20 protein-coding genes are annotated in these 24,229 nt (G+C 60.2%); 12 read left to right on the top strand and 8 right to left on the bottom strand.

Translation table 11 applies throughout. The features are described from left to right. Positions 1-20 precede the first annotated feature (20 nt). Positions 21-920: a bifunctional methylenetetrahydrofolate dehydrogenase/methenyltetrahydrofolate cyclohydrolase FolD gene (gene folD, locus FHT77_RS03750; protein WP_183753873.1), complete on the top strand. Its 900-nt coding sequence runs from the start codon at positions 21-23 to the stop codon at positions 918-920. Here the strand turns inward: folD and FHT77_RS03745 are convergent. Next, entirely contained in the window at positions 899-1,945 is a 1,047-nt protein-coding gene (locus FHT77_RS03745; protein ID WP_183752630.1) for a substrate-binding domain-containing protein, read from the bottom strand. The genes folD and FHT77_RS03745 overlap by 22 nt on opposite strands. Before the next feature lie 282 nt (positions 1,946-2,227). Between FHT77_RS03745 and FHT77_RS03740 the strand changes: the two genes are divergently transcribed. The 6 genes from FHT77_RS03740 (at position 2,228) to FHT77_RS03715 (ending at position 9,351) form a co-directional block, all read left to right on the top strand. Beyond that, positions 2,228-3,592, top strand: a complete 1,365-nt coding sequence (locus tag FHT77_RS03740; RefSeq protein WP_183752628.1) for an ABC transporter substrate-binding protein — start codon at positions 2,228-2,230, stop codon at positions 3,590-3,592. A 165-nt stretch (positions 3,593-3,757) separates the two neighbouring features. Further along, complete coding sequence (locus FHT77_RS03735) at positions 3,758-4,771, top strand: carbohydrate ABC transporter permease (RefSeq protein WP_114711469.1); 1,014 nt, start codon at positions 3,758-3,760, stop codon at positions 4,769-4,771. A gap of 1 nt (position 4,772) precedes the next feature. Beyond that, on the top strand, positions 4,773-5,936 hold the full coding sequence (locus tag FHT77_RS03730; RefSeq protein WP_183752626.1) for a carbohydrate ABC transporter permease: 1,164 nt from the start codon (positions 4,773-4,775) through the stop codon (positions 5,934-5,936). 26 nt (positions 5,937-5,962) lie between these two features. After that, on the top strand, positions 5,963-7,615 hold the full coding sequence (locus FHT77_RS03725) for an alpha-glucosidase family protein (protein WP_183752624.1): 1,653 nt from the start codon (positions 5,963-5,965) through the stop codon (positions 7,613-7,615). A 20-nt stretch (positions 7,616-7,635) separates the two neighbouring features. Continuing rightward, entirely contained in the window at positions 7,636-8,727 is a 1,092-nt protein-coding gene (locus FHT77_RS03720) for an ABC transporter ATP-binding protein (RefSeq protein WP_183752622.1), read from the top strand. A gap of 270 nt (positions 8,728-8,997) precedes the next feature. Continuing rightward, the gene (locus FHT77_RS03715; RefSeq protein WP_040673934.1) at positions 8,998-9,351 is read left to right on the top strand and encodes a hypothetical protein; all 354 of its coding nucleotides are present in this window, start codon (positions 8,998-9,000) and stop codon (positions 9,349-9,351) included. A gap of 72 nt (positions 9,352-9,423) precedes the next feature. Here FHT77_RS03715 and edd read toward each other — a convergent pair whose 3' ends face one another. The 5 genes from edd to FHT77_RS03690 form a co-directional block, all read right to left on the bottom strand. Continuing rightward, positions 9,424-11,244, bottom strand: a complete 1,821-nt coding sequence (gene edd / locus FHT77_RS03710) for a phosphogluconate dehydratase (protein ID WP_114711477.1) — start codon at positions 11,242-11,244, stop codon at positions 9,424-9,426. A gap of 60 nt (positions 11,245-11,304) precedes the next feature. Then, complete coding sequence (gene pgl / locus FHT77_RS03705) at positions 11,305-12,003, bottom strand: 6-phosphogluconolactonase (protein ID WP_183752620.1); 699 nt, start codon at positions 12,001-12,003, stop codon at positions 11,305-11,307. 11 nt (positions 12,004-12,014) lie between these two features. After that, a complete protein-coding gene (gene zwf / locus FHT77_RS03700) occupies positions 12,015-13,490 on the bottom strand; it encodes a glucose-6-phosphate dehydrogenase (protein ID WP_183752618.1) in 1,476 nt (491 codons plus the stop codon). Between the two features lie 133 nt (positions 13,491-13,623). Continuing rightward, complete coding sequence (locus FHT77_RS03695; protein ID WP_183752616.1) at positions 13,624-14,922, bottom strand: FAD-binding oxidoreductase; 1,299 nt, start codon at positions 14,920-14,922, stop codon at positions 13,624-13,626. A 13-nt stretch (positions 14,923-14,935) separates the two neighbouring features. Beyond that, the gene (locus tag FHT77_RS03690) at positions 14,936-16,372 is read right to left on the bottom strand and encodes a glutamine synthetase family protein (RefSeq protein ID WP_183752614.1); all 1,437 of its coding nucleotides are present in this window, start codon (positions 16,370-16,372) and stop codon (positions 14,936-14,938) included. Between the two features lie 125 nt (positions 16,373-16,497). Between FHT77_RS03690 and FHT77_RS03685 the strand changes: the two genes are divergently transcribed. From FHT77_RS03685 to FHT77_RS03670, 4 genes are all read left to right on the top strand, one after another. Then, the gene (locus FHT77_RS03685; RefSeq protein WP_183752612.1) at positions 16,498-17,679 is read left to right on the top strand and encodes an NAD(P)/FAD-dependent oxidoreductase; all 1,182 of its coding nucleotides are present in this window, start codon (positions 16,498-16,500) and stop codon (positions 17,677-17,679) included. A gap of 149 nt (positions 17,680-17,828) precedes the next feature. Beyond that, positions 17,829-17,972 carry a hypothetical protein gene (locus FHT77_RS03680; protein WP_183752610.1) on the top strand — a complete coding sequence of 48 codons (144 nt, stop codon included), beginning with the start codon at positions 17,829-17,831 and terminating at the stop codon, positions 17,970-17,972. Between the two features lie 298 nt (positions 17,973-18,270). Beyond that, positions 18,271-20,799, top strand: coding sequence for a methyl-accepting chemotaxis protein (locus FHT77_RS03675; RefSeq protein WP_183752608.1), 2,529 nt, complete (start codon positions 18,271-18,273; stop codon positions 20,797-20,799). A 166-nt stretch (positions 20,800-20,965) separates the two neighbouring features. After that, the gene (locus tag FHT77_RS03670; RefSeq protein ID WP_183752606.1) at positions 20,966-22,807 is read left to right on the top strand and encodes a methyl-accepting chemotaxis protein; all 1,842 of its coding nucleotides are present in this window, start codon (positions 20,966-20,968) and stop codon (positions 22,805-22,807) included. Here FHT77_RS03670 and FHT77_RS03665 read toward each other — a convergent pair. Further along, the gene (locus FHT77_RS03665; RefSeq protein ID WP_183752599.1) at positions 22,780-23,013 is read right to left on the bottom strand and encodes a hypothetical protein; all 234 of its coding nucleotides are present in this window, start codon (positions 23,011-23,013) and stop codon (positions 22,780-22,782) included. The two genes, FHT77_RS03670 and FHT77_RS03665, sit on opposite strands and share 28 nt — an antisense overlap. 88 nt (positions 23,014-23,101) lie before the next feature. Here FHT77_RS03665 and FHT77_RS03660 point away from each other — a divergent pair, with 88 nt between their 5' ends. After that, positions 23,102-23,971, top strand: coding sequence for a LysR family transcriptional regulator (locus FHT77_RS03660; protein WP_183752597.1), 870 nt, complete (start codon positions 23,102-23,104; stop codon positions 23,969-23,971). Positions 23,972-23,990: 19 nt separating this feature from the next. On the opposite strand, the gene FHT77_RS03655 is transcribed toward FHT77_RS03660, so the two are convergent. Then, positions 23,991-24,227 carry a hypothetical protein gene (locus FHT77_RS03655; protein WP_016552811.1) on the bottom strand — a complete coding sequence of 79 codons (237 nt, stop codon included), beginning with the start codon at positions 24,225-24,227 and terminating at the stop codon, positions 23,991-23,993. Between the last annotated feature and the right edge of the window lie 2 nt (positions 24,228-24,229).

Raw genomic sequence — 24,229 nt, 5'->3', positions numbered from 1 at the left:
AGCAAGGGCAGGAGACAGTCTTGACGACAGTGATTGATGGCAAACAGGTCGCAGCTTCCGTCATCGAAACGGTAAAGGCGGCGACATCGGCACTGGACAAGCAGAGTGGCGTCAAGACGGGACTCGCCGTCGTGATCGTCGGCGATGACCCGGCCAGCCATGCCTACGTCAATTCCAAGAGCAAGATGGCGAAGGAATGCGGGTTCAAATCCGTCCAGCACACCTTGCCGGTCGAGACGACCCAGGAGGAGTTGGCGGCGCTCGTCGCTTCGCTGAACGACGATCCGTCGATCCACGGCATCCTCGTGCAACTACCGCTGCCCAAGCACCTGAAATCCGAGCCGATCATCCAATCGATCCTGCCGGAAAAGGACGTCGATGGTCTCCACGTCGTCAATGCCGGTAAGCTTGCGACCGGCGATCTCGAAACAGGCTTGGTCTCCTGCACACCGGCAGGCGCGATGGTCTTTGTGCGCCGGACACACGGCGAAGATCTTTCTGGCTTGAATGCCGTGGTTATCGGCCGCTCGAACCTCTTCGGCAAGCCGATGGCACAATTGCTGCTGAACGCCAATGCGACGGTGACGATTGCTCACTCGCGCACAAAGGATTTGCCCTCCGTCTGCCGCAACGCGGACATTCTGGTTGCGGCAGTCGGACGCCCCGAGATGGTCAAGAGCGATTGGGTAAAGCCCGGCGCTACCGTCATCGATGTCGGCATCAACCGCATTCCCGCGCCGGAAAAGGGTGAAGGCAAGACCCGTCTTGTTGGCGACGTTGCCTTTGACGAAGCCGCGAAAGTCGCTGCGGTCATCACGCCGGTTCCCGGCGGGGTAGGGCCGATGACGATCGCGATGCTGATGGCCAACACCGTCATCGCCGCGCATCGCACGGCTGGTCAAACCCCGCCCAAGTTCTGATCCGCTCGCGGCACAGGCCCCGTCGAGGACCTGACGATCAGCTCGGTCTTCCAGAGTTCCTGCTCCGGAAACGGCCCATCCTGCTTGATCGTGCCGATGAGGCGCTGGGCAATGCGAACGCCCGCGGCGCGCAGCGACGATCGCGTCGTTGTCAGCGGCACGGAGAAGTTCTCTGGCTTCAGATGCGGCAGGACGTCGTCATGCGCGATTAGTGAGACGTCCTCCCCGAGCTTCAAACCAACCTGATTGACGGCGCGGATTGCGCCGAGCGCCAGCACCGTACTGGAACACAGGATCGCCGTCGGCCGCTCCGGCATCTGCAGGAACCGTTCCATAGCAGTCTGGCCAAGCTCGTCGGTCATCGTCGTGTGGCTCATGTGATCGTCCGGAAGTGACAATCCGCGCTCGGAAAGCGCGGCAATCATCCCGTTCTTGCGGCGCATTGCGAAGTCGAGATGTTCCGGCCCGTTGAGCAGGGCGAAGCGCGTATGGCCGAGTTGCAGCAGCAAGCGCGTGGCATCGTAGAAAGCGCCTTCGTTATCGATATCGAGATAAGGGTAGTCCGGCTCAGAACCGATGGAACGACCATGCACGAGGAAGGGCATGGAGAGCGACTTCAGCATTGGCAGCCGCGGATCGTGGCCACGCATATAGGCCACAAACAGCGCATCGACATTGCCGCTGATCGCAAGCCGCCGCAGCGCGCCCACTTCGTCGTTAGGATCGGCAGGCATGATCACGAAATGAAAATCGTGGCGGACGGCCTCCTCGCCGAGGCCCGTCAGGAACTCGCCGAAGTGCACATCGGAATAGTGGTCGGGAGCCGTCGGCATCACAAGGCCGATCGAGCCGGCCTTGCCGGTTGCAAGCCGCTGAGCCGCCTTGTTCGGGCGGTAGCCAGTTTCCTTCACCGCCTGCAGAACGCGCTCGCGCGTCGCTTCATTGACCTCTGGATAGCCGTTCAATGCACGGCTTACCGTCGTCTGCGACAGGCCAAGCAATTCCGATAGCTGTTTCAAATTCACGTGCTATGCTTCCTCCGCCTACCCTGGTTGCCAGCTCCCAATGGCATCCAAAGCGCTTTTAATTATGTAGCAATTGTGCCGCTTGACTCAAGGAAAATCGCTCCATATTCCCAAGATATGGCGCTGAAGCCGTGATATAAAAGGCCGCATCTTTTACGCTTTTCGCAAAATTGCTTGACTCTTTTCCGCCGAAAGTGACATGAGTGCTTTTGTCAAAGCGCTTTGGAACGGCGTCAAAATGGTTCAAAAGTGCGGTTGGGATTGTGATGGGAGGTTGATCACATGAGAAAGACGTTTTTGATGGGCGTTGCTGCGGCGGCGCTTTTTGCTGCCGGTGCCGCATCTGCTGCCGATCTAAAGTTTGCCCCTGGGCAGGATTCGAAGTTCAACTGGAAGAGCTACGACGATTTCAAGGCTGCTCACGCCGATCTCAAGGGCGAGCAGATGACGATCTTCGGGCCGTGGCGCGGCGAAGACGAAGCCTTCTTCCGCAGCATTCTTGCTTATTTCACCGAAGCGACCGGCGTAGACGCCAAGTATTCCTCTTCGGAAAACTACGAACAGCAGATCGTCATTGACACGCAGGCTGGTTCGCCGCCGAATATCGCCGTTCTGCCGCAGCCGGGCCTTCTCGCCGATCTCGCCAGCAAGGGATTCTTGACGCCGCTTGGTGAAGAGAACTCCAAGTGGATCAAGGACAACTACGGCGCTGGCGACAGCTGGGTCGGCTACGGCACCTACAAGGGCAAGGACGGCAAAGAAGCTTTCTATGCCTTCCCGTATAAGGCCGACGTGAAGTCGCTGGTCTGGTACGTTCCCGAGAATTTCAAGGAAGCAGGCTACAAGGTCCCGACGACCATGGAAGAACTGCACGCCCTGACGGACCAGATCGTCAAGGACGGCGGTGTTCCGTGGTGCATCGGTCTCGGTTCAGGCGGTGCGACCGGTTGGCCGGCAACGGACTGGATTGAAGACATCATGCTGCGCCAGCAGAAGCCTGACGTTTACGACAAGTGGACCACCAACGAAGTGAAGTTCACGGATCCTGCCGTGGTCGCTGCGATCGAGGAATTCGGTTCCTTCGCCAAGAACGAGAAGTACGTCAGTGGCGGTGTTGCAGCTGTTGCCGCAACCGACTTCCGCGACAGCCCGAAGGGCCTCTTCGGGGTGCCGCCGAAGTGCTACCTGCACCATCAGGCTTCGTTCATCCCGTCCTTCTTCCCTGAAGGCACGAAGCTCGGTCAGGATGCCGACTTCTTCTACATGCCGACCTATGCGGCGCATGCCGACCTCGGCAAGCCGGTTCTCGGTGCCGGTACGCTCGTCACCATCACCAAGGACTCCAAGGCTGCTCGTGCTTTCGTCGAATTCCTGAAGACGCCGATCGCACACGAAGTCTGGATGGCGCAGTCGAGCTTCCTGACGCCGTACAAGGGTGTCAACACGGCCGCCTACGCCAATGAGCAGATGAAGAAGGAAGGCGAGATCCTGACGACCGCGACTACCTTCCGCTTCGATGGCTCCGACCTGATGCCTGGCAAGATCGGTGCCGGTGCGTTCTGGACCGGCATGGTCGATTTCGTCGGTGGCAAGTCCGCGGAAGAGACCGCCACGGAAATCCAGGGCGCCTGGGATGCCATCAAGTAACAACGCCTGAGTTCCATGCCGCCGTTTGCGGCGGCATGATTGAAGTGCATGGCCGGATACTGGGAGTGTCCGGCCACTGTCGCCTGTCGTTTCGAAAGCGACGGCGGCGTGACGACATCGGCGCGCAAACCCGTCAGGATAGACCGGGTCGCAGGGGAGGGACGAATGCTGTCGCAGATAGTTTCCGCTTTAGGGGTCGTGGTCGTGGCGGTCTTCGCCTGCTCGGCCTATTTCTACTTCTCGAACAAGATCTTGGATTGGTCGCTGCCGGTGAAGCATGGCGACATCCATTTCGCGGCGCGTAACCTGAACCGCCGGGCAATGATCCGACCGTGGCTGTTCATCGGGCCTGCCCTTTTGCTGCTTGTCGTCTATCTCGTCTATCCTGTGGTCGCGACGCTGATCCTGTCTTTCTATGATCGCTCCGGCGAACAGTTCGTCGGCTTTGCGAACTACCAGTGGGCGTTTACCGACCGCGAATTCCGTCAGTCGATCTTCAACAACATCCTGTGGCTGGCTGTCGTGCCGGCGGCCTGCACTTTCTTCGGCCTCGTTATCGCCGTCATGACCGATCGCATCTGGTGGGGCAATATCGCCAAGAGCATCGTGTTCATGCCGATGGCGATCTCCTTCGTCGGCGCATCGGTCATCTGGAAGTTCATCTACGAGTATCGTGGCGGCAACGATGTACAGATCGGCCTGCTCAACGCCATCGTCCAGCTGTTCGGCGGCACGCCGCAGGTGTGGATCTCGGTGCCCTTTTGGAACAACTTCTTCCTGATGATCATCCTGATCTGGATTCAGACGGGCTTCGCCATGGTGATCCTGTCCGCAGCACTTCGCGGCATCCCGGAGGAAACCATCGAGGCTGCCGTCATCGACGGCGCGAATGGTTGGCAGATCTTCTGGCGCATCATGGTGCCGCAGGTCTGGGGCACGATCGCCGTTGTCTGGACGACGATCACGATCCTCGTCCTCAAGGTCTTCGATATCGTGCTGACCATGACCAATGGTCAATGGAATACGATGGTGCTCGCCAATCTCATGTTCAACTGGCTTTTCCGTGGAGGCGGCGATTCCGGCCGAAGTGCTGTTATCGCGTTGATCATCATGCTCGCCGTGACGCCGATCATGGTTTGGAACGTCCGCCGTGCAAATCGCGAGCTGGGAGGCCACTGAGATGACGCTGACCCGAGATTTCTTCAAGATCGGCCCCGCCCGCCTCTTCGTTCACTTCGCAGTCCTAGTCATCGTCATCATTTGGCTGATCCCGACGCTCGGCATCTTTGTCAGTGCGTTGCGCGACAAAGACCAGCTCGTCGTCTCAGGCTGGTGGACGGCTTTTGCCGGCTCGTCGCGGACGGTTGCGGCGCGTCTTGGCCAGCCGGACCAGCAGACGCAGGAGGGAGCCGTCTACGTCATTTCCGGCAATGTGCTGGAGGGCCAGCAGGGCCGTTCCATCCGGGCCTTCGGAACGCGCGTCCAGCAGCCATCTGCCTATAAGGCCGGCGAGACGGCAGATCTTGGCGATGGCCTTTCGCTCATCGTCGCCAGCGATGGCAACTATCGTTACATGAAGAACGCCGCCTTTGGACCGGATGATGGCGGCCGGCGTGTTTACATTTCCGTCGCCACGCCGCCGGAATTCACCCTGCAGAACTACAAGAACGTTTTGACCAGCGAGGGGATTGGCCAATCCTTCATCAACTCGTTGACCGTGACCATCCCGGCGACGATCATCCCGATCCTCATTGCCGCCTTCGCCGCCTATGCGCTGAGCTGGATGGAATTCCCCGGCCGCGCGTTGATGATCGCGCTCGTCGTCGGCCTGATCGTCGTGCCGCTGCAGATGTCGCTGATCCCGCTTCTCAGGCTTTATAACGGCATCGGCGCGCTACTCGACGCTCCGTCGAAGACCTATCCCGGTATCTGGTTTGCTCACACCGCCTTCGGCATGCCGCTCGCCATCTACCTGCTGCGCGCCTATATCGCCGGCCTTCCGAAGGAGATCATCGAATCCGCCCGCGTCGACGGCGCCAGCGATTTCGAAATCTTTACCCGTATCGTACTGCCTTTGTCCTTCCCGGCGCTCGCATCCTTCGCGATCTTCCAGTTCCTGTGGGTGTGGAACGACCTGCTCGTCGCCATGGTCTTCCTCGGAACCGACAGGGATCACCTCGTTCTGACAGGTGCCCTGAATGCACTGCTCGGCTCGCGAGGTGGCAACTGGGAAATCCTGACGGCCTCGGCCTTCGTCACCATTGTCGTACCGTTGCTCGTGTTCTTTAGCTTGCAGCGCTATCTGGTGCGTGGTCTGCTCGCGGGCTCGGTCAAGGGCGGCTAGCAACCCAAGAGCATCCAACAGGAAACATGAGCATGGCATCCCAATCCATTTTGACGGCCGACAAGGACTGGTGGCGCGGCGCGGTGATCTATCAGATCTACCCGCGCTCCTACCAGGACTCCAATGGCGACGGCATCGGCGACCTCAAGGGCATCACTGCCCGACTGCCGCATGTCGCCGCCCTTGGCGCCGATGCGATCTGGATTTCGCCCTTCTTCACCTCGCCAATGCGCGATTTCGGCTATGACGTCTCCGACTACGAAAACGTCGATCCGATTTTTGGCACGCTGGTGGACTTCGACACGCTGATAGCAGAAGCCCATCGCCTCGGTATCCGCGTGATGATCGACCTCGTCATCTCGCACAGCTCGGACCAGCATCCGTGGTTCGTCGAAAGCCGCACGAGCAAGACGAACGCCAAGGCGGATTGGTATGTCTGGGCCGATGCCAAGCCGGACGGCACGCCGCCGAACAACTGGCTGTCGATCTTCGGCGGGTCCGCATGGGCGTGGGACCCGACGCGCATGCAATACTACATGCATAACTTCCTGACCTCGCAACCGGATATGAACCTGCACAATCCCGAGGTTCAGGATCGGCTGCTAGATGTGGTGCGCTTCTGGCTGAAGCGCGGCGTCGACGGCTTCCGTCTCGATACGATCAACTTCTACTTCCATGATAGGGAACTGCGCGACAATCCGGCTCTGCCCCCCGAGCGTCGCAACGCGTCCACCGCTCCGGCGGTCAATCCCTATAACTTCCAGGAACACGTCTACGACAAGAACCGCCCGGAGAACCTCGAGTTTCTCAAGCGGTTCCGCGCCGTGCTCGAGGAGTTTCCGGCGATTGCGGCCGTCGGCGAGGTGGGCGACAGCCAGCGCGGTCTCGAGATCGTCGGGGAATACACATCAGGCAACGACAAGATGCATATGTGCTATGCCTTCGAGTTCCTGGCGCCCGATCCCCTGGCTCCCGAGCGGGTTGAAGAGGTCATGGAAGACTTCGCTGCGGCAGCACCGGATGGCTGGGCGTGCTGGGCTTTCTCCAACCACGATGTCATGCGCCATGTCAGCCGCTGGGGATCGCTGGTCGCTGACCACGATGCCTTTGCCAAGCAGTATGCGTCCCTGCTGCTGACGTTGCGCGGCTCTGTCTGCCTCTATCAGGGCGAGGAACTCGGCCTCACCGAGGCCGATCTTGCCTACCAGGACCTGCAGGACCCGTACGGCATCCAGTTCTGGCCGGAGTTCAAGGGCCGTGACGGCTGCCGCACGCCGATGGTCTGGGACAGTCAGGTTGCTCAGGGTGGCTTCTCCACCGTCAAGCCATGGCTGCCGGTCCCGGTCGAACACATCCTGCGCGCCGTCAGCGTCCAGCAGGGCGATGAGACCTCGGTGTTCGAGCACTATCGCCGCTTCCTCGCCTTCCGCAAGCAGCATCCGGCCTTTGCCAAGGGCGAGATCGAGTTCATGGAACCGCAGGACGACGTGCTTATTTTCGTGCGCGAATACGGCAACGAAAAGCTGCTTTGTGTCTTCAACATGAGCGCTACCGAAAGCGCAGCTGTTTTGCCCGCCGGCGACTGGCAGGCGTTGACGGGCCACGGCTTCGTCAGCAATAACTACGGTGAGAAGATCGATATTCCGGCATGGGGAGCGTATTTCGCTCGTCTCGCCTGACGATTCTGGAGGAGGAATTAATGACTGGACTGACGCTCAAGGATATTCGCAAATCCTACGGCTCCGTGGACGTTCTTCACGGGATCGATCTTGAGATCAAGGAGGGCGAGTTCGTTGTGTTCGTCGGTCCTTCGGGCTGCGGAAAATCCACGCTGTTGCGCATGATTGCCGGCCTGGAGAACATCACCGGCGGTGACATGTATATCGATGGCCAACTGGTCAACGATGTGCCGCCGTCGAAGCGCGGCATCGCCATGGTGTTCCAATCCTACGCGCTCTATCCGCACATGACGGTTTACGACAACATGGCGTTTGGCATGAAGATCGCCGGCGAAAGCAAGCAGGAGATCGATCGCCGTGTTCGTGCTGCGGCCGACAGCCTGCAGCTCGGCAAGTATCTCGATCGTCTGCCGAAGGCACTCTCCGGTGGTCAGCGCCAGCGCGTGGCCATCGGCCGCGCCATCTGCCGCAACCCCAAAGTCTTCCTCTTCGACGAGCCGCTGTCGAACCTCGATGCAGCGCTTCGTGTCGCAACCCGCATCGAGATTGCCCGCCTCAGCGAGCAGATGGCCGGCACGACAATGATCTACGTCACCCACGATCAGGTCGAAGCGATGACGCTTGCCGACCGGATCGTCGTTCTTTCTGCAGGCAACATCGAGCAGGTAGGCGCACCGCTGGAACTCTACGAGCGCCCGGCAAACCTCTTCGTCGCGAAGTTCATCGGCTCTCCGGCGATGAACGTCATTCCTGCGACCATCACCGAAGCTGGCAACACGACAACGGTGACGCTGACGGGGGGCAAGTCCGTCACGCTGGATATTGCGACAGCGGCTTCCGAGAAGGGCAAGACGGCAAGCTTCGGCGTCCGCCCTGAAGATCTGCGCGTCGCCGGTGCGGGCGACGACTACCTCTTCGAAGGCGAAGTCTCGATCGTCGAGGCGCTCGGTGAGGTGACGCTTCTCTACATCGAGGGCCTTGTCCGCGGCGAACCGATCATCGTCAAGCTACCAGGCATTTACGACATCAAAAGGGGCCAGAAGATGCATTTCTCGGCCGACCGTTCCAAATTGCATCTCTTTGATGCGGACGGCCGTACGTATCGTAAATAAAAGTGCTCCAAACGGGAGCAGCAAAAAACAAAGCCCGGGGGTCAGCAAGCGCTGCCGGGCTTTTTATGTATCTGATCGAAAACAATATTATTTGCTGAGACACGCCCCGCCGTTCGCTGTGGATAGTACTCGATATCGAAACTGCTCTCACCTTCTGTTAAGCATCGCCCGCTAGTATTTCCTCATTGAGTATTGAGGGGAATACGAGCGGTGGCTCCATCCAATCCGATGCCTTTTGGGCAGCACTTTCTGAACAAAGAGGAATCCTTCATGTACGACCGCGAAGTGCGGTTCAGAATGGAGGATACGAGGAACGCCGCGCGCATCGAATATACGGAAAAAGGCGTCATGCACATGGCGTCCCGGCGGTGCGACATCATTCGCATTTCCAAGAGCACGGCGGTTCTCGCGCTCCTCACCCAATACGCCCTTCCGAAGCAGTTCTATCTCGATATTCCGGACGCGCGCATCACCAAAGTCGGCTGCATGCTGATGAGGGTGAATGCAAACAACACGATCGAAGTCCGATTCCTGCGCATGCTGAACGACAAGGAACTGAACAAGATCTTCGTCTACAGCACACATCCGGCGCACCGCGATCGCGTGCTCGATATTCGCGCCTGAGTTTTCAAACCATTAAAAGACAAAGCCCGCGAGCTTCCTCGCGGGCTTTGTTGTTTGATGGCTGGCTACCGACTAGTGGAACAGCACACTCGCACCACGATCCGACGGGCCAACCGCCCGGCGGAATGGCGCAAACAGGTCGCGGCCCATGCCGAATTCGTTCTCCGACAGGTCGGCGACCACCGACTCACGCTCGGCCATATCAGCTGCGTCGACAAGAACTTCCAAAGTGCCGGCGATCGCGTCGAGACGGATGATATCGCCGTCCTTGATGCGAGCGATCGGGCCGCCATCGACAGCCTCGGGCGTGACGTGGATCGCCGCCGGCACTTTGCCGGAGGCGCCGGACATGCGGCCATCTGTCAGCAGCGCGACGCGGAAGCCGCGATCCTGCAGCACGCCGAGCGGCGGCGTCAGCTTGTGCAGTTCCGGCATGCCGTTCGCCTTCGGTCCCTGGAAGCGCACGACGGCGATGAAGTCCTTGTTGAGTTTGCCTTCCTTGAAAGCGTCCTGAAGCTCCTGCTGGCTATGGAAGACAACGGCCGGTGCTTCGATGACATGCCGGTCCGGCTTGACCGCCGAGATCTTGATGACTGCCTTGCCGATATTGCCGCGAAGCATCTTCAGGCCGCCATTAGCCTGGAAGGGCGTTTCGATATTGGCGAGCACCTTCGGGTCGACACTCTTTTCCGGTGCGGGTTCGCGCACGATCGCGCCGTCGTCGCCGAGGCGGGGGTCGATCGTGTAGGCCTGCAGGCCATGTCCGAAGACGGTGCGTACGTCATCATGTACCATGCCGTGCTTGAGCAATTCCTTGATGAGGAAGCCCATGCCGCCGGCGGCGTGGAAGTGGTTAACGTCGGCAAGGCCGTTCGGATAGACGCGTGCCAACAGCGGCACGATCTCGGAGAGCTCGGCAATATCCTGCCAGGTGAGCTGGATACCGGCTGCCCGCGCCATGGCGACGAGGTGCAGCGTGTGGTTCGTCGAGCCGCCGGTGGCATGCAGGCCGACGACACCGTTGACGACCGAGCGCTCGTCGATCATCTCGCCGGCCGGCGTGAATTCGTTGCCCTGCGCGGTGATCGCCAGCGCCCGTTTGGCCGCTTCGCGCGTGAAGGCCTCGCGCAGCGGCGTGCCTGGATTGATGAAGGAGGAGCCAGGCATATGGAAGCCCATGATTTCCATCAGCATCTGGTTCGAGTTCGCCGTACCGTAGAAGGTGCAGGTGCCCGGACCGTGATACGACTTCGATTCAGCCTCTAGCAACTCGGCACGGCCAACCTTGCCTTCGGCATAGAGCTGGCGCACGCGCGACTTTTCGTCGTTCGGCAGTCCCGACGTCATCGGGCCGGCAGGAACGAAGATCGCAGGCAGATGGCCGAAGGATAGGGCGGCGATGACGAGACCCGGCACGATCTTGTCGCAGACGCCGAGGAAGAGAGCGGCATCGAACATGTTGTGGGAGAGGCCAACGCCGGCCGCCATGGCGATCAGGTCGCGGGAAAACAACGAGAGCTCCATCCCCGGCTGACCTTGGGTGACGCCGTCGCACATGGCGGGGACAGCGCCTGCGACCTGTGCAATGCCGCCGGCCTCGGCTGCCGCCTCGCGGATAATCGCGGGATAGGTCTCGAACGGCTGATGCGCCGAGAGCATGTCATTGTAGGAGGTGATGATGCCGAGATTGGGCACGCGGTCTCCCGCAAGAGCGTCTTTCTCGGCGGGGGAACAGACCGCAAAGCCATGCGCGAGGTTGGCGCATCCGAGAACGGAGCGGCTCACACTCTTCGAGGCGGCATTGCGCAGGCGCTCCAGATAAAGTCCGCGCGTCGGCTTCGATCGTTCGACAATGCGGGCGGTGATCGCAGAAATGCGTGCATTAGCGGACATGGGAGGTATCCTGCCTTGTTTGCTCTTCAGTTTTTCGTTCGCGGCTATCTGCCCGAAGGCTTATGGAGCCCAGTAGATTTCGACGGGGCTCGCTGCCCGCCGCAGAATGGCGCGGATCGGCATCTCTGCCTCGTCGCCGGCGCCTTCCGCCTTCGCCAGGACGTCCTTTTTGCTCTCGCCTTCGATATGAAGCACGAGCAGCTTTGCATCCTGGAGGCTGGAGAAGGTGAAGGTCAGCCGCGGTTCGCCCGCGCCCTCAGCCTCCATGGTGATGATACCACGCGGCGTCTTCGGGTCGAGGGCGGCTTTGAGGTTGCTGCCATCAGGGAAGAACGAAGCGGTGTGGCCATCACCACCCATCCCGAGAATCGCAACATCGAAGGGATTGCCGATTGTTTCGGTCGCCTTCGTCGCGAGCTTTGCGGCGTCCTCGACCGAAGCTGCCGGCTGGTAGAGCGGCAGGAAATTCGCTGCCTTGGCCTTGTTCTGGAGAAGGTTTTCGGCCACCAGCAGATGGTTCGAGCGTGGGTTGTCGGCCGGAACAAAGCGTTCATCCACGAGCGTGATGGTCACCTTCGCCCAGTTGAGATCGCGCGCCGAAAGCTCCTGAAAGAAGCGCTTCGGCGTCGAGCCGCCGGAAACGGCAAAGGTTGCCGCTCCCCGTTCGTCGATTGCCGCGGAAAGCGACGCAGCGACTTTGTCTGCTAGGTTGCGAGCCAGTTCCGCGCCATTGGCAAAAGCATGCATCGTCGCTGCCATCGTCTTTGATCCTACAGGTTGTCGTGCCAGGTGCGGCCATCACGCTCGATGAGCGCAATCGACTGGCTGGGGCCCCAGGTGCCGGCGGTGTAACCCTGAACCTTCTGGCCGGTGGATTCCCAGCCCTTCAGGATCGGATCGACCCACTGCCACGCGGCCTCGACTTCGTCGCGGCGCATGAACAGCGTCTGGTTGGAGCGGATGACGTCCATCAGCAGGCGCTCGTATGCGTCAGGGTTACGGACCTGGAAGGCGTCGGCGAAGCTCATATCGAGCGACACGTTGCGCAGACGCATGCCGCCCGGGCCGGGGTCTTTGATCATCAGCGACTGCTTGACGCCTTCGTCAGGCTGCAGGCGGATGATGAGCTGGTTCTGGTTGATACGACCGGCGGACTGGTCGAAGACCGAGTGCGGGATCGGCTTGAAAGTGATGACGATCTCCGACATGCGACCCGCAAGGCGCTTGCCGGTTCGAATGTAGAAGGGAACGCCAGCCCAGCGCCAATTGCCGATCTCCGCCTTGATCGCCACGAAGGTCTCGGTGTTCGAAACGCCGCCTTCGAGCTCTTCAAGGTATCCCTTGACCGGACCGCTGCCGGAAGCGCCGGCACGATATTGGCCGCGAACGGTGCTCGTCTCGACGTTCGATGCATTGATCGGCTTCAGCGCGCGCAGCACCTTCAGCTTCTCGTCGCGGACGGCCTCGGAGTCCATCGAGGAGGGGACTTCCATCGCGACCAGGCAGACGAGCTGCATGATGTGGTTCTGCACCATGTCGCGCAGCGCCCCAGCGGTGTCGTAATATCCGGCGCGGCCTTCGAGACCGACCGACTCCGCGACCGTGATCTGCACGTGGTCGATATGGTTGGCGTTCCACAGCGGCTCGTAGAGGGCGTTGGCAAAGCGCAGCGCCATCAGGTTCTGCACCGTTTCCTTGCCAAGGTAATGGTCGATGCGGAAGATCTGCTCTTCCTTGAAGACCTTCCCGATGGTGTCGTTCAGCTGCAGGGCGGAAGCGAGATCGCGACCGATCGGCTTCTCGACCACGATGCGCGTCGACTTGGTGATCAGCTTATGATCGTGGATCTTCTGCGAAATGTCGCCGAAAATGCCCGGTGCGACGGCGAGGTAGAAGGCGCGTACGCGATCCTTGCCTTCGTCCAGAAGCTTCTTGAGGTGATCCCAGCCGGCATCCGAGCGCGCATCGACTGGTACGTAGTACAGGCGCTGCAGGAACTTCGTGACTTCGGCTTCGTTGTATTCGCCCTTCTTGAGGTGTTCGTTCAGGGCATCCTGGGCAAACTTTCGATATTCCTCGTTCGTCAGCGGGCTACGCGACGCACCGATGATGCGGGTCGGCTCGGAGAACTGACCCTCGACTTGCCGGTGATAAAGGGCCGGCAGCAACTTGCGTTCTGCAAGGTCGCCACTGCCGCCGAAAACGACATAATCAAAGGGTTCAACGGGGATGGTTTGGCTGCTCATGAGGATGTCTCTCAATCAGACGGGTTATTGGCTCTTTAATCTAATCGATTTAAAAAAGCCAGTGTGCGATGCAATGAATCTCTCGGAAAGAGGTTTTAGATCGAATTGCCGCGCGATGAAATCCGCAATCTGACTAAAACTTGTCGCGCAAGGCAAACCAGGAAAGCGCCAGGAAAAGCAGCGGCGCACGCATGGCCGCGCCTCCCGGAAATGCCGGAATATCCAGCGATTTGAAAAGTTCCAAATCCGCCGATCGTCCGAGCACCGTGTCAGCATAGAGCTTTCCACAGTAATTGGACAGCATCACGCCATGCCCGGAATAGCCGCCGATGGACGTCACACCAGGCATCACCTCACGCACGAACGGTTGCCGTGGCATGGTGATGCCGACCGAGCCTCCCCAGGCGTGCGAAATCTCGATATCCCGAAGCGCCGGGTAAATCTCGGCGATTTGTCGGCGGATGTGCTGCGTTATGTCGCGCGGATTGTCGGCCGTATAGGCCTCCCGACCGCCAAAGAGCAGCCGGCCGTCCTTGGATTTGCGGAAATAGCGCACGACGAAGCGTGAGTCGGCCACGGCTTCGGCGCCCGGCAACACGTCCGGATGCCCTTCAAGCGGCACGGTAGCCCCGATAAAGGAGCGGATGGGCATCACATGGCTAGCCGTCACCGGCTCGAGATTGCCGATGTAGCCATTGCAAGCGATCAGCGCCCTGTCGGCAGTAATCGTGCCCCGCGACGTCTCGATTATCACCTTGTTGCTGCCATGAAGGATCGCCGAGGCCTTGGTCATCTCGTAAATCTGCGCGCCGGCATTGGCCGCAACACGGGCGAGCCCGATCAGCAGTTTGAGCGGCTGAATGTGGCCAGTGCCGGTGTCGCGAACGCCGCAATAGTAGCGCGTTGAGCCGAGACGCTCTTGGGTTTCGGCTTTGTCCATGAAGCGCATGTGCGGATAATTGTAACGCATCGCCGCGATTTCAGCATTTTCGAAGTAGTCCGCCTTGTAGCTCTCCTTGTGCGCGACGTTCATCTGACCCGGCATGTACTCCATGTCGATCTGATGGTCGGTCGCGAAATCCATGAGATGGTGCTTGGCTGCTTCGGCCAGATCGAACAATGCGCGCGAGCGTTCGTAGCCGATCTTTTCCTCAAGTTCTTCCGGCCACCAGCGCTGTCCGGTACCAAGCTGGCCACCATTGCGGCCCGAGGCGCCGTCGCCAACCCGGCACGCCTCGATGAGAACCACCGAGACGCCTGACGTGGCGAGATTGTAGGCGGCTTGAAGGCCGGTGTAGCCGCCGCCGACGATGGCGACGTCGCACGTCTTCGAGCCGTCCATTTCGGGGTAGGTCGGCCGCTCGCCTGATGTCGCCTGATACCACGAAATGCCGGGCGCAATGGGGCTCTGCCATCTCTCCTGCGATGTCATGACTGAGCCCTCCCTACACGTTCAGCAGAAGGAATTCGCGCTCCCAGGGGCTGATCACCTGCATGAAGGTTTCGAACTCTCCACGCTTCACGCCAGCATAGATGCCGAGGAACTCTTTGCCGAACACCTCCTCGAAGGCCTCCTCGTCTTCCATCAGCGCGACGGCCTCCAGCAGGCCGCGCGGCAGGTCGATCGAGCCCTCGTTGGCCGTATCCTCTGTCGGTGCCGTCGGCTCGATGCCCTTCATGATGCCGAGTAGGCCGGAGGCGAGCGAGGCCGCAAGCGCGAGATAGGGATTGGCATCCGAACTCGGCAGGCGGTTTTCGACGCGTCTGGCCTGCGGATCGGATACCGGCACGCGGAATGCCGTCGTGCGGTTGTCATAGCCCCAGGCGTTGTTGACAGGCGCCGACATGTCAGGCGTCAGCCGTCGGTAGGAGTTCACGTAGGGCGCCAGCATCACCATTGAACTCGGCACGTATTTCTGCAGGCCGCCAATGAAATGGAAGAATTCGCGAGAGGCAGAACCATCGGGGTTTGAGAAGATGTTCTTTCCGGTTTCCTGGTTCACGACCGACTGGTGGATGTGCATCGCCGAACCCGGCTGCCCCTGCATCGGCTTGGCCATGAAGGTCGCGTAGATCCCGTGCTTCATCGCCGCTTCACGGATTGTGCGCTTGAACAGGAACACCTGGTCGGCAAGCTCGATGGGGTTGCCGTGGCGCAGGTTGATTTCCAGCTGCGCCGGGCCTTCCTCGTGGATCAGCGTATCGATCTCGAGGCCCTGCTTTTCCGAGAAGTGATAGATGTCGTCGATCAGTTCGTCGAACTCGTTGATGCCGGCGATCGAATAGCCCTGACCGCCGAGGATCGAGCGGCCGGAGCGGCCCTTCGGCGGATGCAGCGGATAATCAGGGTCATCGTTCTTGGCAACGAGATAGAATTCGATCTCTGGCGCCACGATCGGTTTCCAGCCGCGGTCGCCATAGAGCTTCAGCACGCGCTTCAGGACGTTTCGCGGTGTATAGGGAACCTCTTCCCCATCCACGCTAACAATATCGCAGATCACCTGCGCCGTCGGGTCGGTTTCCCAAGGGACGACGGAAAGCGTCGAAAGATCGGGCACCAGCTTCAGGTCGCTGTCGCGTGGCTCGTAGCGGAAGCTTTCCGTTTCGTCAGGATATTCGCCGGAGATGGTGTGGCGATAGATCGCCGAAGGCAGCGCAAGCGAGGTGTTCGAGGTGAACTTCGAACTCGGCATCATCTTGCCACGCGGCACGCCGGCGAGGTCCGGCGTGATGCATTCGATGTCCTCGATGCCGCGTGCCCGCAAGAACTGCGCCGCTTCCTTCCAGTTTGCCACGCCGCGCTGATGTCCGGGGTCCGGGGGAGTTTTTTTCGAGGCGGGTACGTTTCTGGCAGGCTTCAGCGTCGTCTTTTTTGGGGACATGACACACCGGTTTGCGTTGATCGTGGCGGCATCATAACCGGAGTTTGGCAATTGGCGAGAGGGTGGCACGTTGACTTTCGCCCAATGATGGAAAAAGAAGACGCCTTTCGACAAGGGAAGTGGTTTTGCAGCGAAAATGCGATGTGATCGTCCTCGGCGCGGGCGCCGCCGGCATGATGTGCGCCATTCGCGCCGCTCAGCGCGGCCGCTCGGTCATCGTTCTCGATCATGCGAAGTCGCCGGGCGAGAAGATCCGCATTTCGGGTGGCGGGCGCTGCAACTTTACCAACATTCATACCAGCCCGAAGAGCTTCCTCTCCGCCAATCCGCATTTCTGCAAGTCGGCGCTGGCGCGTTTCACGCCGTCGGATTTCATCGCCATGGTCGATCGCCACCGGATCGCCTGGCATGAGAAGACGCTTGGGCAGCTGTTCTGCGATGACACCGCCAAGGATGTTATCCGCATGTTGCTCGACGAGATGCAGGCCGCAGGCGCAGCTCTGCATCTGCGTACCGAGATCGTTGATGTCGAGAAGAGCGGCGAGGGCTTTCGTATCGCGACGTCGGAGGGTACATACGAATGCCGCTCGCTGGTCATTGCGACCGGCGGCAAGTCGATCCCGAAGATGGGTGCGACCGGCCTCGCCTATCGTATCGCCGAGCAGTTCGGCCTTCCTCTGGTGGAGACGCGGCCTGGCCTCGTACCACTGACCATGGATCAGGCCACGCTCGAAAATCTTTCCGAACTATCGGGGATATCCGCACCCGCCGAAATACGCCACGGCAAGACCGCCTTTCGCGAAGCGCTGTTGTTCACGCACCGCGGCCTGAGCGGCCCCGCGATCCTGCAGATTTCATCCTATTGGCGCGAGGGCGACGATATTACCGTCGACATCGAGCCCGACATTGATCTCCTTGAGCATTTGAAGGCGGCGAAGAGGACAAACGGTCGGCAGTCCGCTCAGACGGCGCTGGCCGAGATACTCCCCAAGCGGCTCGCGCAACACCTGACTGACCGGGAGGGTATTGTCGGCCACATGGCGGACCTTTCCGACAAGACGCTGCAGCGCCTCGCCGAGGCCGTGCAGAGCTGGAAGATCAAGCCATCGGGCTCGGAAGGGTACAGAACCGCCGAAGTGACGCTTGGCGGCATCGATACCGCGGCACTCGACTCCCGGACCATGGCTACGAAGGAGGTTCCAGGCCTCCATTTCATCGGCGAATGTGTCGATGTGACGGGCTGGCTCGGCGGCTATAATTTTCAATGGGCCTGGGCGTCTGGGTTTATTGCCGGCGAATCTTTGTAGACGTGAAACTATCTGGCCGATTCAAGAGTTCTTAAACTGGGTGCGCCATCCTGCCTCATGAACAGTTGGAAAAGCGCTTCCTAAATAAAGCTTTACCAGCAAGACGTTTTGTTGGATTGTTATGCCAGAGATGAAGTGAGGTTCTGCAAATGAACAAGAACGCTCGACGCGCACGCGCCATTGCAATCGCCCAGGCCAAGCCCGACAACAAGCTCGTTGCCTTGCGATATCTCGTCATCTCAGCCAGCGCATTGGCCGCCGTGGCCGCTCTTCTCCTCGCACGTTGGCTCTGACATCCCCCGAGTTCTTTTGGCGACCGCATGAAGTAGTTTGTCCCGCTGGCTATCGCGCGGATAAATCGATTTGAATGCGCTTTTCCATAGTTTTCGCTTATCCGAAAATTAAGACATCCTCTGCAACATTCGCTCAATAATTTGGGCGCTTACGCATGCGCGTGAAGCGAGTTGGCAATGACTGCCGCCCGGTCCCGGCCGGGACTCCAATTGTTCCAATTTAAGCAGCTCGATGCACTCGGTCGGCGCCCATCAGGCGGCTGGCGGGAGGAGTGGTGTATGGAAGGCCGGAACCGCCATGTTGATTGATAAGATTCTTTCCCGCTTCAGGATCAAAACCAAGGTCCTGATTTTTGTGTTGCCGTTCGTTGTCAGCATTTCGGCAGTCGGCCTGACGGGCCTTTATGCTTCGGGCATGCTGCAAGGACGCATGGAAATCTCCAATAGCGTGCTGCAGTCGCTGAGCGGGTTCAAGGATCTTTACGGCTCCATGGACGATTTCCTGCAAATCACCAGCCAGGAAGCCCGTGACAAGCTTTACGGGGACATCAAGACACAGCAAGGCACGCTAAACGCGACGCTGAAGCAGATCGGCGATAATGGTGGCCGCGACAACCTGCGGGCCGCGACAGATGGCACCTCGGGGATTTCCGATACTGTCGGCAAGCTCTGGACCCTGCATGAGCAGGAACTTGCCCTGCGCAAGTCGATCGACGACGCGCAGAAGGTAATGATTACCAGCCGCTTCAACGTCAACTACGATGCCCAGCAGCTTGAGGAAAACATCCGCAAGGACGAGGGCAACGCCACGGCGACGCTGCGCGCGGCGGATCGTCTGCTGAAGGGCGGCGATACGCTGGCGACCGTTATGGGCGACTTCAACAAGGCCCAACTGCCAGCTGACAAGCTCAAGGTCGTAACCGATGCCATTCCTGCGATCGCCAAGGCTCAGCGCCTGATCGAGATTTCCGTGCCGCAGAACCAGAAGAGCATGACGCAGTCGCTGTCGCAGACGATTAGCGACGTCAAGGCGCAGGCGACTGCCGCCGACGCCGGCACCGATGAGGCGATTGCCAATCTCGGTCGGCTCGTGTCCCGCTTTCGTCAGATGTCGACCTACACTCAGCTGACGGCGACGCAGATGATGCGCGAAGCGACGACGACTTTCGTCGAGCTGGATAGCCGCATTGCGCAGACGAACTCGGTTCTCGAAGACACGCGCCGTCTGGAAAGCGCGATCTACTCGCTGCAACTCGTTCTGGGCGAATTCGCCGCGAAGCCGGGCAAGGAAAACCGCGTTCGCCTGCACCAGGAGATCGCGACGCTCGGCACCAACCTCAACACCCTGCTTGCCAGTGCGAAAGGCATGAACTTCGCGGAAGACATCGTCGCTGCGATGTCGCCAGCCCTTGCCTCCATGGACAAGGATGCCCAGAGCCTGGTCGACACGATCAACCAGCGCGTTGCCGACTACGCTTCCGCCCGCCAGCAACTCGATGCTGTCTGGGGCCAGCTGACAACCTTCGCCGAGCTGCAAAAGCAGAGCGCCGGTGCCGAACGCACGCAGGCAAACGGCATCTCGGTGCTGACGACCGGCCTCGGCATTCTCGTCTCGATCATCGGCGGCATCGCGCTTGTTCTGACGCTGCAGCGCCCGATCGGCCAGATCACCGCAGCGATGCGTCGCATTGCCGACGGCGTTCTCGATACCAACATCTCGGGCGATCTGCGGCACGACGAAATCGGCGACATGGCTCGGGCGCTCGGTATCTTCAAGGAGAACGCGATCTCGAAGATCCGTATCGAGGAGCAGAGTGAGGAAGAGCGCGCCGCAGCCGAGCATGAGCGCCAGCGTAACGATGCCGAGAAGCGGGAGATGGACCGCCAGATCGAGTTTGCCGTCAACGCGCTCGCGTCCGGCCTCGAACGGATGTCGCAGGGCGACATTTCGACCACGATCGAGACGCCGTTCATCGGCCGCCTTGAACAGCTTCGCCAGGATTTCAACGGTTCGATGATGCGCCTGCAGGCGACGATGAGCCAGATCCGCGACAACGTCGAGATGATCCAGGGCAATGGCAACCAGATGGCCCAGTCGGCGGAAGATCTCTCCAAGCGCACCGAGCAGCAGGCTGCCTCGCTGGAAGAGACCGCTGCTGCGGTTGAACAGATCACGGTGACGGTCCGGTCTTCCGCGGAGCGAGCCAAGGATGCGGACCAAATCGTCCGCCAGGCCAAGCGCAGCGCCGACGACTCGGCAGTCGTCGTCAGCAACGCCATCGACGCGATGGGCCGGATCGAAGGGGCGTCCCGCCAGATCGAACAGATCATCGGCGTCATCGACGAGATCGCCTTCCAGACCAATCTGCTGGCTCTCAACGCCGGGATCGAGGCAGCGCGTGCTGGTGAAGCGGGCAAGGGCTTCGCCGTCGTCGCGATGGAAGTGCGTGAGTTGGCGCAGCGCTCCGCTGCCGCAGCGCAGGAGATCAAGGGGCTCATCAACAAGTCGACGACAGAGGTCAGTTCCGGTTCGCAGTTCGTGCAGGAGACCGGCACGGTGCTCGCAAAGATCAGCGCCCAGATCGTTACGATCAGCCAGCATGTCGAGACGATCGCGCGTGCAAGCCACGATCAGTCGAACGCCTTGCAGGAAGTCAATGCGACCGTCAACCAGATGGATCAGATGACGCAGCAGAACGCCGCGATGGTGGAAGAGACCACTGCGGCAAGTCGCGAGCTTGCCGTCGAGGCGGATTCACTGCTGCGGCTCATCCAGCAGTTCAAGATTGATGGCGACGCGCAGCCGGCGGTCTATCGCGCCGCATAAAGCGACCGCAAGCACAAGCGCTTTGAGGGCCCCGGTATTCCGGGGCCTTTTCTGTTTCTCGATCGGCTGCGTGCCTTTTTCAAATTTTTGACAATTGTCAATTTTTTGAAGACTTTCCTTAAATTTTTAGCGCTAACCCATGAGGCTCATGTCTCAGGGGATATCTATGCTGCGCCTGTTCTCGGCTTCCATCGTACGTCAGATCGTTGCCATCACACTTGTTCTACTCGCCTTCAGCACCGCGGCGATCGTCTGCGTCACCTACTACAATCTGAGCGCCTACGTGATGGCGAGCGCCGTTTCCGACGCAAAGGACGCGAGCCGGACGATGGCGGTTCTCTACGGCGCGAGCGATGCCGGAGTGAGGGTGGACGTCAGCAACAATGAGCTTGCGAGTGTGACAGAAGAGAAGCTTCCTTCACTCGGCGATCACGTGCTGGTCGATCGCACGGCACAATCGATCGCCGGCGTTGCCACCGTCTTTGAGCGCCAGGGCGGCGACTACGTCCGCGTCTCCACCAACGTCAAGAAAGAGAACGGCGACCGCGCTGTCGGCACGAAGCTTGCCACGGATCATCCGGCGCAGGCGGTGTTGGCCAAGGGTGAGGCCTACTACGGTCCCGCTGACCTTTTCGGTCGCAAATTCATGACGGGCTATTTCCCGGTGAAGAACACGGCTGGTTCGAACGTCGGGATCCTGTTCATCGGCATCCCGATGGAGGTCTACTACAGCAGCCTGCAGCAGCTGCTGATGCTGGTGGCCGGTGTCGGTGTCGCAGTTTTGCTGCTGGTCGGCGTGGTGGCCTACTTTGCAATCCGCGCGTCCATCAGGCCGCTGGAGGCGCTGACCGCAACCATTCACACGATTTCCGACGGTAATCTCAACGGGCCGATCCCTTGCGTGGAGAAGCAAAACGAATTCGGTGCGATCGGCCGCGCGCTCGCGCTGTTCCGCGACAATGCGCGCGCCCGTCAGATCCTGGAGGTGCAAGCCGCGGAACAGCGGCAACTCAGCGACGATGAGCGTGCCCGCAACGACGCCGAGAAGCGCGCGCTCGACGGCCAGATCGACTTCGCCGTCAACCAGCTGGCTGCGGGCCTGGGGCGCCTGGCGCGGGGCGACGTTTCGCAGACGATCCAGACACCATTTGTCGGTCGCCTCGAGCAGCTCCGTGTCGACTTTAATGCCTCCCTCGTTCGGCTGCAGGAAACGTTGGCACGCATTCGCGACAACACCGCTTCGATCCAGAACAACTCCGGTGCCATGCTGGCCTCTGCCGACGAGCTTTCGAAGCGCACGGAAGCACAGGCCGCCAACCTGGAGGAGACCGCAGCCGCAGTCGAGCAAATCACCGTGACCGTCAAATCGTCCGCGGTGCGTGCACGCGAAGCGAACGAGGCCGTGTCCGCGACCAAGAAGAATGCCGATAGTTCGGGCGCAGTCGTTAGCGACGCGGTCGCGGCGATGAACCGCATCGAAGAGGCATCGAAGCAGATCGAACAAATTATCGAAGTCATCGATGATATTGCGTTCCAGACCAACCTTCTGGCGCTGAACGCCGGTATCGAGGCGGCTCGGGCCGGCGAGGCGGGCAAGGGCTTTGCCGTGGTCGCGCAGGAGGTGCGCGAGCTTGCACAGCGCTCCGCCGACGCGGCGCGCGAAATCAAGGGGCTGATCGAGAAGTCGACGCGTGAGGTTATGGCAGGCTCCGGCCTCGTGCAGAAGACCGGTGCCGTGCTTGCAACGATCAGCCAGGAGATCGTTGCGATCAGCAGCCACGTTGAAACGATAGCGACGGCAAGCCAGGATCAATCAGCCGCTCTGCAGGAGGTCAATGGGGCCGTCAATGCGATGGACCAGATGACGCAGCAGAACGCCGCGATGGTCGAGGAAACCACGGAGGCGAGCCGGAAACTTGCCAACGAAGCTGATGCTTTGATGACGTTGGTGCAGCAGTTCCGGTTCGAAGCCGCCCAGGATTATGACCGCGCAAGGCAGGCGGCGTGACCGATCTGTCCGGATCGGCAGGCGTCCTTTCCTCGGGGGCGAAGCGTCCCGCGGTTTAGCTGGGGAGACATGAGGAAGGCCGCGAAGCGGACCATACTGGAGTTGCCGACGCTCTCGTAGAATTCGCTTTCGGCTTTTGCCGAATACTTGTCACGACTGTCGTTCAGCAGATCCGCAATCTGTGCGATGGCGATGAGAGTAATCATGGCGATGTCCGTCAATCTTGGGCATCACCTTAGTTATTACCCGGAATTTGCTTTATAAACGGGAATTCTCTCACTATGTTTTTCACTCATGAAAAACACTCAATGGGATTCCTTTCAATTATTCGTGCAGGTCGCTCGCTTTGGTGGGCTGACGGGCGCCAGCACGTCGAGTGGGCTCAGTCCGGCCACGATCGGTCGCCGCATGCTCGATCTTGAACATGAGATCGGCAAGGCTCTCTTCATCCGCAGCCAGACGGGATACGGCCTCACTGCGGACGGCCAGGTCCTGCTGGATCATCTGCAGGACATGGAGGCTGCGGCCCGCAAGGTCGACGCCTGGCGGCAGGCGGGCAGCGTCGCCGCCACGGTAAGGGTGGCTGCAGGCACCTGGGTGGCCTGGCTCCTGACAGACAACTTCGCAGCGATCCGCAAGCCCGGCGATGCCTTTGCCGTCTCGCTGACCATCGGCGAAGCGCGCGCAAACCTCAATTACAGGGAAAGCGATATCGGCATCCGCGCTTTCGAGCCGGAAGAAAGCAACCTCGCAGCACGCCTGCTCGGCGAGGTGGCCTATGCAGTTTACACGAGGCGCAATGCTGACGGCGCCGAAGAGCGGTGGGTGGCGGTCGCCGAAGAGGAAGCGATCTCGAACTATCTCCGCTGGCCGCATCGCAATGCAGCCGGTTCGATTGTTGCGACCGTCAACCGTCCGCGCTCCCTTCCAGCGTTGGTCAGAGCCGGTGCGGGTAGGGCCGTCCTGCCGTGCTTCGTCGGCGACCTCGATCCCGCACTGCAGCGTCTTGGTGGCGAGTTGCCCGAACTGCGCCACCGGCAATGGATCGTCATGAACAACGAGGATCGGCACCGACCGGAAATCCGGACCGTTGCCGATCGCATGACGAAATTGCTGAAGAGCTATGTCGATCTCTTCGCGGGCAAGCGCCCCAGCCGAAGCTGAGGGCGCCGACCGGTGTCGTTCAGCTGCGTCCCGCGACGATGACGGGGATCAGAAGGTCGCCCCAGTTCCCGTCGCCACCATGGTGTCTCGCCGAGCGAACGATCTCGACGGAAACGCCGGCATCGACTGCCTTCATGACCGATTGGTTCAGCCGGTGCAGGTCGTTGGCGAGCATGCGGATCATCGTCTGCTGATCCGGGGTCATGCAGGTGGACTGTTCTTCAGCGCGTTCCTTGACGCGTGCAAGCGTGGGCATGG

Source organism: Rhizobium sp. BK181 (genome assembly GCF_014193305.1).
GTDB lineage: Bacteria > Pseudomonadota > Alphaproteobacteria > Rhizobiales > Rhizobiaceae > Rhizobium.
The sequence above is the reverse complement of the archived record's forward strand: the minus strand, read 5'-3'. Positions and strand labels throughout refer to the sequence as shown.

What these genes read in the sequence shown, in the direction of transcription:
- FHT77_RS03695 (WP_183752616.1), bottom strand. Translation starts at nt 14,922, where the DNA reads ATGACATCGCAGGAGAGATGGCAGAGCCCCATTGCGCCCGGCATTTCG.
- FHT77_RS03725 (WP_183752624.1), top strand. Translation starts at nt 5,963, where the DNA reads ATGAGCATGGCATCCCAATCCATTTTGACGGCCGACAAGGACTGGTGG.
- FHT77_RS03735 (WP_114711469.1), top strand. Translation starts at nt 3,758, where the DNA reads ATGCTGTCGCAGATAGTTTCCGCTTTAGGGGTCGTGGTCGTGGCGGTC.
- pgl (WP_183752620.1), bottom strand. Translation starts at nt 12,003, where the DNA reads ATGGCAGCGACGATGCATGCTTTTGCCAATGGCGCGGAACTGGCTCGC.
- FHT77_RS03660 (WP_183752597.1), top strand. Translation starts at nt 23,102, where the DNA reads ATGAAAAACACTCAATGGGATTCCTTTCAATTATTCGTGCAGGTCGCT.
- FHT77_RS03675 (WP_183752608.1), top strand. Translation starts at nt 18,271, where the DNA reads ATGTTGATTGATAAGATTCTTTCCCGCTTCAGGATCAAAACCAAGGTC.
- FHT77_RS03655 (WP_016552811.1), bottom strand. Translation starts at nt 24,227, where the DNA reads ATGCCCACGCTTGCACGCGTCAAGGAACGCGCTGAAGAACAGTCCACC.
- FHT77_RS03720 (WP_183752622.1), top strand. Translation starts at nt 7,636, where the DNA reads ATGACTGGACTGACGCTCAAGGATATTCGCAAATCCTACGGCTCCGTG.
- FHT77_RS03740 (WP_183752628.1), top strand. Translation starts at nt 2,228, where the DNA reads ATGAGAAAGACGTTTTTGATGGGCGTTGCTGCGGCGGCGCTTTTTGCT.
- zwf (WP_183752618.1), bottom strand. Translation starts at nt 13,490, where the DNA reads ATGAGCAGCCAAACCATCCCCGTTGAACCCTTTGATTATGTCGTTTTC.
- FHT77_RS03670 (WP_183752606.1), top strand. Translation starts at nt 20,966, where the DNA reads ATGCTGCGCCTGTTCTCGGCTTCCATCGTACGTCAGATCGTTGCCATC.
- FHT77_RS03730 (WP_183752626.1), top strand. Translation starts at nt 4,773, where the DNA reads ATGACGCTGACCCGAGATTTCTTCAAGATCGGCCCCGCCCGCCTCTTC.
- FHT77_RS03680 (WP_183752610.1), top strand. Translation starts at nt 17,829, where the DNA reads ATGAACAAGAACGCTCGACGCGCACGCGCCATTGCAATCGCCCAGGCC.
- edd (WP_114711477.1), bottom strand. Translation starts at nt 11,244, where the DNA reads ATGTCCGCTAATGCACGCATTTCTGCGATCACCGCCCGCATTGTCGAA.
- FHT77_RS03715 (WP_040673934.1), top strand. Translation starts at nt 8,998, where the DNA reads ATGTACGACCGCGAAGTGCGGTTCAGAATGGAGGATACGAGGAACGCC.
- FHT77_RS03690 (WP_183752614.1), bottom strand. Translation starts at nt 16,372, where the DNA reads ATGTCCCCAAAAAAGACGACGCTGAAGCCTGCCAGAAACGTACCCGCC.
- FHT77_RS03665 (WP_183752599.1), bottom strand. Translation starts at nt 23,013, where the DNA reads ATGATTACTCTCATCGCCATCGCACAGATTGCGGATCTGCTGAACGAC.